Origin of the sequence: Flavobacterium ginsengisoli, from assembly GCF_029625315.1 — a bacterium.
Lineage (GTDB): Bacteria > Bacteroidota > Bacteroidia > Flavobacteriales > Flavobacteriaceae > Flavobacterium > Flavobacterium ginsengisoli.
On record NZ_CP121110.1, the window covers coordinates 604,250 to 618,034 of the forward strand.

At 37.1% G+C, this 13,785-nt stretch carries 7 protein-coding genes; all 7 read left to right on the forward strand.

From position 1 onward, the window contains the following. Entirely contained in the window at positions 1–1,941 is a 1,941-nt protein-coding gene (locus tag P5P87_RS02550; RefSeq protein ID WP_278021450.1) for an OmpA family protein, read from the forward strand. A 54-nt stretch (positions 1,942–1,995) separates the two neighbouring features. Beyond that, positions 1,996–3,837 (forward strand): GEVED domain-containing protein, encoded by a 1,842-nt coding sequence (locus P5P87_RS02555; RefSeq protein WP_278021451.1) that lies wholly within the window; start codon positions 1,996–1,998, stop codon positions 3,835–3,837. Beyond that, the gene (locus P5P87_RS02560; RefSeq protein ID WP_278021452.1) at positions 3,746–9,871 is read left to right on the forward strand and encodes an Ig-like domain-containing protein; all 6,126 of its coding nucleotides are present in this window, start codon (positions 3,746–3,748) and stop codon (positions 9,869–9,871) included. Before P5P87_RS02555 ends, P5P87_RS02560 begins: the two co-directional genes overlap by 92 nt. Before the next feature lie 121 nt (positions 9,872–9,992). Next, complete coding sequence (locus tag P5P87_RS02565) at positions 9,993–10,769, forward strand: SDR family oxidoreductase (RefSeq protein WP_278021453.1); 777 nt, start codon at positions 9,993–9,995, stop codon at positions 10,767–10,769. 182 nt (positions 10,770–10,951) lie between these two features. Then, positions 10,952–11,554 carry a murein L,D-transpeptidase catalytic domain-containing protein gene (locus P5P87_RS02570; protein WP_198858003.1) on the forward strand — a complete coding sequence of 201 codons (603 nt, stop codon included), beginning with the start codon at positions 10,952–10,954 and terminating at the stop codon, positions 11,552–11,554. A gap of 264 nt (positions 11,555–11,818) precedes the next feature. Further along, on the forward strand, positions 11,819–12,844 hold the full coding sequence (locus P5P87_RS02575; protein ID WP_198858004.1) for an NAD(P)-dependent alcohol dehydrogenase: 1,026 nt from the start codon (positions 11,819–11,821) through the stop codon (positions 12,842–12,844). A gap of 397 nt (positions 12,845–13,241) precedes the next feature. Then, complete coding sequence (locus tag P5P87_RS02580) at positions 13,242–13,748, forward strand: acetolactate synthase small subunit (protein ID WP_278021454.1); 507 nt, start codon at positions 13,242–13,244, stop codon at positions 13,746–13,748. Positions 13,749–13,785 lie beyond the last annotated feature (37 nt).

The following is a 13,785-nucleotide window of genomic DNA, read 5'->3' on the forward strand; positions in this document are numbered from 1 at the left end:
ATGAAAAAATCTATACTACTACTTATAAGTATTACTTCTTTTTCGTTTAGCAGTTATGCACAACAGGCAAAAGTCAATTCTGGAGACAAGAAATATGACAATTACGCTTATATCGATGCCATAAAAACGTTTGAAAAAGTTGCTAATAAAGGCTACAAATCTGAAGATATGTTTAAAAAACTAGGTAATGCCTATTACTTTAACTCAGAGTTTGAGAACGCCGCAAAATGGTATAAAGAGCTATTTGCAATGAACACAAGTGTTGAACCAGAATATTATTATCGATATGCACAATGTCTAAAATCTATAGGACAAATTACCGAGGCTAATAAATTTTTGGATGAGTTTAATGCTAAATCAAAAAATGACAGCAGAGGAAAGCTCTATAAAGAAAATCTGAACTACTTGGATCAGATAAAAGCAAATTCGGGAAGATATAAAATAGAGGATGCAGGAGTTAACAGTAAATACTCTGATTATGGTTCATTTGTTTATAACAATAAACTTTATTTTGCTTCTGCGCGAGATACAGGAAATTTTGTAAAGCGAAAACACACGTGGACAGGAGAATATTTTACGAATATTTATAATGCCGATCTCGATCCTTCTACAGGAGGCGCATCAAAAGTAAATAAATTTAAATCGGCCATTAATACTAAATTTCATGAGGCTTCACCACTTTTTACTAGAGATGGCAAGACGGTTTATTTTACCAGAAATAATTACATCAACGGAAAAAAAGGTAAAGATGATAATAAAACCACTTTAATAAAACTTTACAAAGCGGAACTTGGAAAAGATAATAAATGGATCAATATCGCAGAACTTCCGTTCAATAGTGATAATTACAGTACGGCACATCCTGCTTTGAGTCCAGACGAAAAAACACTGTATTTTGCTTCTGATATGCCAGGATCTATTGGGCAGTCTGATTTGTATAAAGTCAGCATAAATCCAAATGGAGGTTATGGTGCGCCAGAAAATCTCGGAAATACAATTAATACAGAAGGGAAGGAGACTTTTCCGTATCTAACTTCTGAAAATGAAATTTATTTTGCTTCAGACGGGCATCCAGGACTTGGAGGTTTAGATGTTTTTGTTGCTAACATTGACAATAACGGAAAAATAAGCAATATCCAGAACGTGGGATCAGATGTCAATTCTCCAAAAGATGACTTCGCTTATATTATTGATCCCGAAACAAGAAGAGGTTTTTTCTCTTCCAACAAAGAAGGAGGGCAGGGATCTGATGATATTTATAAATTTTTAGAAACCAAAAGATTAAAGTGTATTCAGGAACTTGAAGGGATTATTACAGATGCCGAAACAGGAGTAGTTCTTTCAGATACTAAGGTCTCATTATTTGGTAGCGATATGTCACTCAAAAGTTCCGCAATTTCTGATGCATCTGGCAAATACACTTTTTCTGTCGAATGTGGGAAGATGTATTTTGTAAGAGCAGAGAAACCAGAATATAGCACAAAAGAACTAACTGTCACGATTGGAACAGAAAGCGGAAAAACTACTCTTCCAATCCAATTGGAAAAATCAACATGTAAGGTTACTGTAGGCGATGATTTAGGAAAATGCTTTGGCATCAAGATGATTTATTTCGATTTAGACAAGTCGAACATCAGAAGAGAGGCAGCATTAGATCTCGAAAAAATACTGGCTGTTATGAACGATTATCCTAATATGAAAATAGATGTTCGTTCGCATACAGATAGTAGGGCTTCACATCAGTATAACGAAGCTTTATCTGACAGAAGAGCTAAATCGACGATTCAATGGTTGGTTAAAAATGGAATTGCTCCAAACCGATTGACTGGAAAAGGATACGGAGAAAACCAATTGGTTAATAAATGCGCTGACGGTGTAAAATGTACCGAAGAAGAACATCAAGCCAACAGACGAAGCGAATTTATTATTACAGCTTTGTGATGACTAAAGACTATCATAAAATAGAAATATTATTATCATTAAAATTTATGGATAATGAAAAATAAAATTAAAATCATTTTGGTACTTATTACTTTGCTTTTGTTGACAAGTGCATCAGCGCAAACAAATTATAGTTTTTCTATTGCCGATATTTTAAGCTCAATGCCAAACGGTAAAAGATTGCCTGATGGGACTATTGTAAAAGCAGAACTTATAACGACTGGTGGAGCGACACATTCTACTGGTCCTTCTGGCTCAGGAACTGCTGGACCAGATATTGGAGGATTGTTTACAGGAAATACACTTCCTGCCTATGTTGGAGATAAAACACCAACTAATTTTACAAAAATACAAATGGCAAATACGTTGAATGCAGATAATGGAATGGCAAATAATTGTTCTGCTAGTATTGGATTTAGAATTTATTTTGACCGACCTGTTGAAAGTATAAATTTTCTCGCTTTGGATATTGATGGGGTTCATGGAACTCCAAATGGAAATGCTGAATGGGTAACCTTTTTTGGTTATAATGGAAATACTTTTGTGCCTTATGCTAATGCTGTTAGTGGAGGAAATACACAGCTTGTAAATCAAACTATTAATATAGGAGCAAGCCATAGTTGGAGAACTTTAATTAATAATTCACTAGGAACAATAGCGGGTGCAAATCTTCCTAGCACAATAACCATTCGAAGACAAACACCAAACGGAGGGTCTGGAACACCAGACGATTTAAATCATCAAGTTTTATTTACCCCTCCGTTATCTACTACTCATGTTACAGATTTTTTCCTAATGACTGGTATTTGGAGCGTCACTGCTCAGGCCAATGTACAAGCATCGGGGTTAAGTCCAATTGTAATCACAATTAGTTCTGATTTTGGAGATGCGCCAGATAGTTATAAAACGCTTTTGGCATCTGATGGAGCTTCACATGGAGTTGTTGGAACTCTTTCATTAGGTAACACTAATTTTGCTGAACCAGACGGACTTCCTTCTGTTCTGGCCGATACTTCTATTGATGATGATGGAGTTCAAGTAATTCCACCATTGACAAATAATGGACAAAATATAAGTAGTTATACAGTTGCGGCAAACTTTAATAATAATACTGGACTGCCCGCGAACTATGTAGCTTGGATTGATTGGAATAATGATGGTGTTTTTCAAGCATCTGAAGGAACGACAGCTACATCTCCTGCCGGTACTTTATCAGGAAGTGTTAATCTTACTTGGAATAATGTTGCTTTAACCAATACAGGTGGTCATGCACAAACTTATCTTAGAGTTAGAGTGACAACAGAAGCAATAACAACGTCAGATTCTGGGAGTTCTTTTATGAATGGTGAGGTAGAAGATTATGCAATTGGTATTCCTGCTACAACACCTGATTTTGCATGTTTTAATGTTGGAACTTCTTCGGGATTTATTAATGTTCTTGCAAATGATACTTCAGGTAGTACAATTGTTCCTGAAACAGTTGGTTTTGTTAATCCTGGTACTGGAACTAATCTTATTATAGATGGGTTTGGTGATATTGTTGGAATAACTATCCCAGGAGAAGGTGTATGGAAAGCAAACTCTGTTGGATTGATAAGTTTTGAACCAGAATCTGCTAGCGTAATAAATCCGACCCCAATTGCTTATTTAGGAAGAGATGCTCAAGGAAATATTTCAAATAGTGCTTTGATTACTTTAACGGCTGCAAGTATACCTACTAATACTACAACGGTAACTGAAGGATGTTTTCCAACAACATTAACGGCAACGGCTAGTGTTCCGGCTGGTCAATCTGTTGTTTGGTATGATGCTCGCTTTAGCTGGAAACATTGTTGCATCTCCTGTTTTAAGTACAGTAGGAACAGTTACTTATTATGCTCAAGGAAACAACGGTAGCTGTACCAGTGCTGTTAGGACACCGGTCACTTTAGCAATAGCGGCTCCACCAAATCCTGGAACTTTATTAGGTTTTCAAAACATATGTCAAGGGACTTCCACCAATTATGTTACAAATGGAGATGTCGGTGGAATATGGTCAAGTAGTGATCCAACAATAGCAACTGTTAATGCTAGTGGAGTTGTTACAGGTTTAATGCCAGGTGTAGCAACTATAACTTATACGGTAGCTGGAACAGGAGGATGTTCAGACTTATCATCAACTCGAGCAATAACAATTGAAGATGCTCCTGATTCTGGTACTTTAACTGGAAATCAAAATATTTGTGTTGGAGGAACATCTGCCTTTAGTTCAGATGGAGCTCCTGGAGGTATATGGGAAAGCGATGATTTAGCTATTGCTACAGTAGATGTAAATGGTGTCGTAACAGGGGTTTCACGTGGTACAACCCTCATAAATTATACGATAGTACAAACAGGAAGCTGTTCTGTAATTCCTTCAACAATAAGCGTAACCATTATAGAATCTAATCCGGGAACTTTGTCGGGTAATCAAAATGTCTGCGTCGGAGAAACAACAACGTTTACTACTGATGGAGATTCGGGTGGAGTTTGGACAACAGATGATGCAGGTATTGCTTCTGTTGATGTAAATGGTGTAATAACAGGCAATGCTACCGGAAGTACTATAATTACTTATACTGTAAATGGCTCTAGTGGTTGTCCATCTGCATCGACAACTAGAACAGTAACGGTTAATGTTAATGCACCTGCAACAGCTGCCGATATTACGGGAGCTGATACAGAAATTTGTCCTGGGGATAATGCTACACTAAGTGTAAGTTCTGCTACCGTAATAAATCCTGTATTTACTTGGTATGCAGATCAAACAACTTCTACTATTCTTAATAATGGAGCATCATATAATGTTTCTCCAACAGTAACCACAACTTACTACGTAAGTGTTAAAGGAGATGCAACATGTGAAAATGATCCCAATACAAGAAAACCAATTTTGGTAACAGTGAATGCATTAGGAATCGCTTCTGATATAACTGCTGCTGACGCTATAATTTGTTTGGGATCTACTGCGTCATTAACAGCCTCTTCATCTACGGTAACAAATCCAGTTTTTAGATGGTATGCGAGTCAGACGTCAACGGCTGTTTTAAGTACTGGAGTTTCGTATAATCCGTCTCCAATAGCTACAACGACTTATTATGTTAGTGTAAGCGGAGATGGAGTTTGTGAAAATGTCATTAACACTAGAAAAGCGGTAGTCGTCAATGTAACTCCTCTAGCTACACAATTGGATTTAACCGCGAATGATCGAACAATTTGTAATGGTTCATCAGTTTCACTGACAGCTTCGTCGTCTAATGTAGTAAGTCCCGTCTTTAGATGGTATGCCGATCAGACCTCCACAACTGTTCTTAATACAGGGCCTTCGTATAATGTTTCACCAATAACCACTACAACTTATTATGTGAGTGTAAGTGGAACAGGAATGTGTGAGAATCTTCCAAATTTTAGAAAAGCGGTTACAGCTAATGTAAATCCGCTAGGGCAGGCGTCAGATATTACAGCATTAGATGCTATTACCTGCCCTGGACAAACAGTTGCTCTTACTGCTTCTTCAGCTACGGTTACATCACCTATATTCAGATGGTATGCCGATCAGACAACTACAATAGCCTTAAGTACAGGAGCTTCATACAGTCCGTCTCCAACAGTTACGACAACTTATTATGTTAGTGTAAGCGGAACTGGAGTTTGCGAGAATGCTCCAAATACTAGAAAAGCAGTAACAATTTCTATGAATCCGTTGGCAACTGCGGCAGATATTAACACTACACATCAGACAATTTGTATAGGTGATGCGGCACTACTAATTGCCACATCTGCAATTGATAGTCCTGTATTTATTTGGTATGAAAGCCAAACTTCAACGAATCCTCTTTTCGTTGGAGATTATTACGACCCTACACCAACAGTTACGACAACTTATTATGTTAGTGTTAGAGGTACTAATATTTGTGATAATGCTATTAATACAAGAAAAGCAGTAACGGTAACGGTAAATTCTCTGGGATTGGCCTCAGACATAACTGCGGCTGATGTCACAATCTGTTCAGGCTCTTCAGCTTCTTTGACGGCTTCGTCTGCAACAGTCACTACGCCAGTTTTTAGATGGTATGCCGATCAGACAACTACAACAGTCTTAAGCACGGGAGCTTCATACAGCCCTTCGCCAACAGTGACAACTTCCTATTATCTTAGCGTAAGCGGTGACGAGGTTTGCGAAAATCTTCCAAACACGAGAAAAGCGGTAACGGTAACGGTAAACTCTCTGGGATTGGCCTCAGACATAACTGCTGCCGATGCGACAATCTGTTCGGGTTCTTCTGCTTCTTTGACAGCTTCGTCTGCAACCGTCGCTACTCCAGTTTTTAGATGGTACGCCGATCAGACAACTACAACAGTCTTAAGCACGGGAGCATCATACAGCCCTTCGCCAACAGTGACAACTTCCTATTATCTTAGCGTAAGCGGAGATGGGGTTTGCGAAAATCTTCCAAACACGAGAAAAGCGGTAACGGTAACGGTAAACTCTCTGGGATTGGCCTCAGACATAACAGCCGCAGACGCGATGATCTGTTCAGGCTCTTCAGCCTCTCTGTCGGCTTCGTCTGCAACAGTCACTACTCCAGTTTTTAGATGGTACGCCGATCAGACAACTACAACAGTCTTAAGCACGGGAGCATCATACAGCCCTTCGCCAACAGTGACAACTTCCTATTATCTTAGCGTAAGCGGAGATGGGGTTTGCGAAAACGTTCCGAACACCAGAAAAGCGGTAACCGTAACGGTAAATTCTCTGGGATTGGCTTCAGACATAACAGCGTCTGATTCCACAATCTGTTCGGGCTATTCAGCCTCTCTGTCGGCTTCGTCTGCAACAGTCACTACTCCAGTTTTTAGATGGTATGCCGATCAGACTACAGCGACAGCATTAAGCACGGGAGCTTCCTACAGTCCGTCTCCAACAGTGACAACTGTCTATTACGTTAGCGTAAGCGGTGACGGGGTTTGCGAAAATCTTCCAAACACGAGAAAAGCGGTCACGGTCACAGTAAATTCTCTGGGATTGGCTTCAGACATAACAGCGTCTGATTCCACAATCTGTTCGGGTTCTTCAGCTTCTTTGACAGCTTCGTCTGCAACAGTCGCTACTCCGATTTTTAGATGGTATGCCGATCAGACAACTACAACAGTCTTAAGCACTGGAGCTTCATACAGCCCTTCGCCAACAGCAACTACAACCTATTACGTTAGCGTTAGCGGTGACGGGGTTTGCGAAAACCTTCCGAACACCAGAAAAGCGGTAACTGTAACGGTAAATTCTCTGGGATCGGCTTCAGATATAACTGCGGCAGACGAGACAATCTGTTCGGGTTCTTCAGCCTCCTTGACGGCTTCGTCTGCAACTGTCGCTACTCCAGTTTTTAGATGGTATGCGGATCAGACAACAACTACAGCTTTAAGCACTGGGGCTTCATACAGCCCTTCGCCAACAGCAACTACAACCTATTACGTTAGTGTTAGCGGTGACGGGATCTGCGAAAACCTTCAGAACACGAGAAAAGCAGTGACTGTAACGGTAAATTCTTTAGGGCTGGCCTCTGACATAACAGCGGCTGATGCGACGATCTGTTCAGGCTCTTCAGTTGCTTTGACGGCCTCGTCTGCGACCGTCAATACGCCAGTTTTTAGATGGTATGCGGATCAGACTACAATGACAGCATTGAGCACGGGAGCATCATACAGCCCTTCGCCAACAGCAACTACAACTTATTACGTTAGCGTAAGCGGAGACGGGGTCTGCGAAAACCTTCCGAACACGAGAAAAGCGGTGACGGTAACGGTAAATTCTTTAGGGCTGGCCTCAGACATAATTGTAGCAGATGCGACAATATGTACGGGTTCTTCAGCCTCTTTGACGGCTTCGTCTGCGACCGTCACTACTCCAGTTTTTAGATGGTATGCCGATCAGACCACAGCGACAATCTTAAGCACGGGAGCATCATACAGCCCTTCGCCAACAGTTACGACAACTTATTACGTTAGCGTAAGCGGTGACGGAGTTTGCGAAAATCTTCCGAACACGAGAAAAGCGGTGACGGTAACGGTAAATTCTTTAGGGTTGGCTTCAGATATTGCAGTTGATATATCGAACGCAACAGTTTGTACTGGCGGTACATCAACAATTACTGCCTCAAGTGCGCTTAATAATCCGATATTCAATTGGTATCAAGATCCTAATTTATCCGTATTACTTTATACAGGAGCAGTCTTTGTTACCCCTTCTTTAACAGCAAATACATCGTATTATGTTACGGTTCAGAATAATGCAGTTTGTGAAAATACTATAGGAAATGCCCTTAAAGTGGATATTAATGTTATCTTATGTTCTGATATTGCTTTGACTAAAACTGCGAGTAATCTTTCTCCTTATGTAGGAGATCAAATTGATTTTACAATAACAGTAACAAACTTTGGGCCTGATGACGCAACAGGAGTAAGTGCAAATGATTTGCTTCCATCCGGCTATACTTTCATCAGTGCAAACAACGGAGGTCTATTTGCAGGAAATACAATTACATGGCCAGTTTTAAATTTAGCATCTGGTGCTTCTGCTCAGCTTACTTACATTGTTAAAATTAATGCTTCTGTTGGGATTGTAGATGAATATAAAAATGTGGCTCAGATAATTACTTCAAATAATTTTGATCCAAATTCAACTCCCAATAATAATGATCCTAGCGAGAACGATCAAGATAGCGTAACTGTAACGCCAATTGTACCGATACCTTCAATTGAGGTACTTAAAGATGGTGCATTTACGGCAGCCAATGACACAAATGGAGATGGTTTTCCAGAAGCAGGAGAAACAGTTACATATACATTTAGTGTGAAAAATACAGGAAATATTAGATTGGAGAATGTAAAAATAAACGATTCGTATATTGGAGTAGTAAACCTTGCAATGGTGCCGAGCACACTTGATCCTGGACAAACTGGAAATGCCCAAGTGACATACACTATCACACAAATTGATATTCAAAATGGTGTAATTTACAATAGCGCACTTGGTCAAGGGAATACGCCACCTACAGTAGACGATCCTGATGGTACGACGGTTAATGATACTTCTAAAGATCCGACTAATCCGTCTACACCTGGAGATCCATATTATGACCCAACTTGTCCTGATTGTACTGTGATACCATTGCCAAATAACCCAAAAATTGCAATTGTAAAAGAAATAGCTTCTTTTAGCGGAGATCTTAATAATGCAAAAGTTGGCGATGTAATTAGTTATTTATTTACAGTTACTAATATCGGAAATACAGTATTGACGAATGTTAGAGTAAACGATCCAATGCCAGGATTAACGACTCCTTCTTTAGATCCTGCCAATGTAGCAAATAGTACAGGAGATCTTGATGGTAACGGAAGTTTGGATTTACACGAAAAATGGCTTTACAGAGCGAATTATACCATTACCACAACTGATATCGCTAAAGGGAAAGTGGTAAATCAAGCTTTAGCAGAAGCAACGGGACCTCCAACTCCTGTAGATCCAACAGGAAAAGATGTTTCAGATTTGTCTGATGGTTCTTCTCCAACAGGTGATGATCCAACGGTTCTCGATATAAACGGTTGCAAAGTAATTCCACATAATGCATTATCACCAAATGGAGATAGTAAAAATGATATTTTTAAAATCGATGGAATCGAATGCTATCCTCAAAATACGGTTGAGATTTATAATCGTTGGGGAGTAATAGTTTTCCATACAAACGGATATGATAATACAGCCAATGCGTTTAATGGTTATTCTAATGGTAGAGCAGTTGTAAAACAAAGTGCAGGATTGCCAACAGGAACTTATTATTACATCATAAAATATGTTGATTCTGATAGTAAAGAGCAGAGCTCGGCTGGCTACCTTTATTTGAGTATGCAATAAGATATCATTAAACAAAATTTAACTGGCTTCATCTATAAATGAAGCCAGTTTTTTTATAAATAATAAGCTCATTTTGAGATTAATCGTTTTTTTTCTAATATCGTAGTCAAATTGGAACCTAATGAAGAAAGTGTTAGTTACAGGCGGAAATGGAAACTTAGGGAAATATGTTGTTGAGGCACTAGTAAAGAAAGAGATAAAAACAGTTGTATTAACAACAAAAACAAGTATTACAACTCAAAATAATATACAATTTTTTACTGGAGACTTACTTGAAAACATTGGTTTAAAAGAAGCAACAGAAGATGTTGAGGTAATCATTCACTGTGCGAGTAATCCAAGAAACTTTCTACAGACAGATATTGAAGGAACTAAAAATTTGCTAAATGCAGCAGATAGAAATTCACTTAAACATTTCATATACATTTCTATTGTCGGAATAGATAAAAACGATTATCCATACTATCAAGCAAAATTGCAAGTAGAAAATATCGTAGCTAATAGTGGCATTCCCTTTACGATCCTAAGAACAACACAGTTCCATGATTTTGTGCTTAATATGATTAAAACATTAGATCAAAGCGGAAAAAGTGATTTTATAACAATTCCATCAGGGTTGAGGTTTCAGTCTGTAGCAGTACAAGAAGTTGCAGAATTACTTGCGTCCATTGCATTAGAGCAATCAAAAGGATTAATAAAAGATTTTGGAGGTCCAGAAGTACTTCATTTTGAAGAAATGACTAAATCTTACTTAGAAACAATTCAAAGTGATAAAGATATAATACTAGAAATACCAGAAGATATTCGCCATAAATTGTTCACTACCGGAGTAAATCTATGCCCAGAAAATAATACTGGAAAACAAACTTGGAAAGAGTATTTAAATATACTTATCTGAAATCATTACGTAGCAGATTAACGTTATTTAGTTAAAATTTAACGTTTAATGTTGTTGTTTTCAGATATTTATAATATCTTTAACTTATGATATGGGAATTGTATAAACTTTGTGTATAATTTTGCAACATTAAATTTATATTTGTCCCAAATTATAATTATTAACTTAACCGTCTGCCTGATATGAGAATATTTTTAGTGGCGCTGCTTTTTTCCTTGAGTTCCTTTACTACAATGAATGTATGGGATGATGATGAAATATTAAGCGAAGTTGAATTTGCACGTCTTACAGAACATGTAAATGAAATTAAAGCTTTTACATCTGGAAATCACAAGTTTAATAACAAAATTGCTTTTCTTGTTGATATGAAAATTAAATCAGGAAAAAACCGCTTTTTTGTTTACGATCTAGAAAATAACCAGATCCTTGACCAAGGGCTTGTAGCGCATGGTTCAGGTTCTGAGACAGGAATTAAAGGAGATATTCTTCAGTTTAGTAATGCACCAGAATCTAATTGCACTTCACTTGGAAGATATTCAGTAGAGAAACCATATAAAGGTATATTTGGTAAAGCTTTTAGACTTGCTGGATTAGACGAAACCAATAATAATGCAATGAAACGCGCCATTGTATTACACTCTTACAAAGAGGTTCCATCAGATGAAAAAGAATACTATATAATCAATAGCCACGGCTGTCCAATGGTTAGTCAAGAATTTTTAAATAGACTTTCAAAATATATAGAGAGTTCAAATTCAAAAATCTTATTGTCTGTTTATTATTAAAATTAAATTACCGAGCAATTAGCTTTTGAACCGATATAATCTAGCTGATTTTAAATAGTATAAAATAAAATTTAAAAGAGAACTTTGGTTCTCTTTTTTTATATCTATACACTAGATTTTACCATTTTTTATTTCGCCCTTTTATCTAAACCTCCTATAAATGCTCATTAAAAGCAATAAATTAGGATAAACTTAACTTGCTTAATAAACTATATAGAAAATACAAGTTGTAAATTAGTAGAATAGTAATCAAAAGTTTATTTTATGAAAGCAGTACGTTTTTTTGGACACAAAGATGTCCGCGTTGTTAATGATCTTGAAAAACCTGTTCCTAAAGGTGATGAAGTTTTATTAAAAATTGGCGGGGCAGGAGTTTGCCACTCAGACCTGCATATTATAGACGAAGGAACTGTTGTTGGAACAGTCTTTACTCTAGGACACGAAAATGCTGGATGGGTTGAAGAAATTGGCGAAAATGTTGAAGGTTATAAAAAGGGAGACGCCGTTTTAGTATATGGCCCTTGGGGATGTGGTCATTGCAAACCTTGCCAGCAGTCAAAAGAAAATTATTGTGATCATCAATCTGAGCAAGCTTACGGCGGAGGTTTAGGATTAGATGGCGGTATGGCAGAATATATGCTGGTGCCATCTTCGAGACTTTTAGTGCCTATTTTTGATTTAGACCCAGTTATTGCAGCTCCATTGACAGATGCAGCACTTACACCTTATTCTGCGATTAAACGTTCGCTTCCGAAATTAATGCCGGATGAATTTGTGGTAGTAATTGGAGTTGGCGGACTAGGGCACGTTGCTTTGCAGATATTAAGAGAAATAAGCGGAGCAGCTATTATTGCTTGTGATGTTACCGAAGATAAATTGGCTTTCGCTAAAGAATTGGGAGCAACTTTTACGGTTAATTCTAAAGATGCTGATGCAGCAGAACAGATTCAGAAAATTACAGGAATCAAGAAAGCTAAAGTTGTTATTGATTTTGTTGGCGCAACTTCTACAATAGATTTAGGAACAAAAGTAGTAAGCCTTGACGGAGATCTTACTATTGTGGGGCTTGGCGGAGGACATTACCAGTATAGCATGAATGTTTTGCCATTTGGAGTTAGTATGACCAATCCGTATTGGGGATCACGAACTGAACTGATGGAAGTTGTAGGCTTGGCAAGACAAAAGAAAATCCATATAGAAATTGAAAAGCATAAACTAGACGATGCAAATGAAGTTTATGATAGAATGAGACAAGGAAAAATAAAAGGTAGAGCCGTTTTAATACCTTAAAATTCAAAATAAATAAATCCGTCCAACAGTGACGGATTTATTATTTAGAGATTAAAAAATATTGATATATTTGTGCATCAAATCAAACAAATGAAAAATACAATTAACATCAATGCTATTATTATCACAATTATCATTAGATAATGGTGTAGGGATGTTATATAAATAAGTAAAAGATACAATTTAGAAAAACCTCCCTGCAACGGGAGGTTTTTTTGTTTAAAGCAATTATGAAAAATTCAATTCAGAATAGCATTATTATTTCAATTATCATTATTCGTATTACATGACGAGTCAGGATTCTATTGTCTATTCAAAAAAGCCTTTCTCAGTCCAAATGTGAAAGGCTTTTTTTATTTCGATTACGAACAAAAAAAGCATATATAAAAATCAAACAATGAAAAACGAATTTACCCTTACCATTTATTCTGAGGATCAATTAAGATTAATGAACAAATTAAGCTCAATGTTTATAAGAAAGCAAATAGACATTTTGAGCCTTAATATGTCTATTTGTGAGATTGATAAAGTATACAGACATACAATTGTAATAACTGAAACATTGAATACAGTGGTAAATTTAGTTGCACAAATAGAGAAAATTATTGAAGTTTTTAAATGTTATTATTCATCAAATGATGAAATTGTTTCAAAACAAACCGCATTGTTTAAAATGTTTACAGAAGTATTTATGACTAATTCGAAAATGGAAAATTTACTTCGTGAAAACAATCTTAAAGTTTCAGAAATTCAAAAAGAGTATACAATATTAGAGGCTACAGGAACAAATGAAGAAATACTAGATTTAACAAAAAAGCTAAATCAAATAGGATTAATTGAATTTGTCAAAAGTTCCAGAATTGCTCTTATGAAATCTTATGAAGGCTTTTGCATAGAAAATTAAAAAAAGGCAATGCAAATAACTTGTAATTCTGCTATAT

What these genes read in the sequence shown, in the direction of transcription:
- P5P87_RS02550 (WP_278021450.1), top strand. Translation starts at nt 1, where the DNA reads ATGAAAAAATCTATACTACTACTTATAAGTATTACTTCTTTTTCGTTT.
- P5P87_RS02555 (WP_278021451.1), top strand. Translation starts at nt 1,996, where the DNA reads ATGAAAAATAAAATTAAAATCATTTTGGTACTTATTACTTTGCTTTTG.
- P5P87_RS02560 (WP_278021452.1), top strand. Translation starts at nt 3,746, where the DNA reads ATGATGCTCGCTTTAGCTGGAAACATTGTTGCATCTCCTGTTTTAAGT.
- P5P87_RS02565 (WP_278021453.1), top strand. Translation starts at nt 9,993, where the DNA reads ATGAAGAAAGTGTTAGTTACAGGCGGAAATGGAAACTTAGGGAAATAT.
- P5P87_RS02570 (WP_198858003.1), top strand. Translation starts at nt 10,952, where the DNA reads ATGAGAATATTTTTAGTGGCGCTGCTTTTTTCCTTGAGTTCCTTTACT.
- P5P87_RS02575 (WP_198858004.1), top strand. Translation starts at nt 11,819, where the DNA reads ATGAAAGCAGTACGTTTTTTTGGACACAAAGATGTCCGCGTTGTTAAT.
- P5P87_RS02580 (WP_278021454.1), top strand. Translation starts at nt 13,242, where the DNA reads ATGAAAAACGAATTTACCCTTACCATTTATTCTGAGGATCAATTAAGA.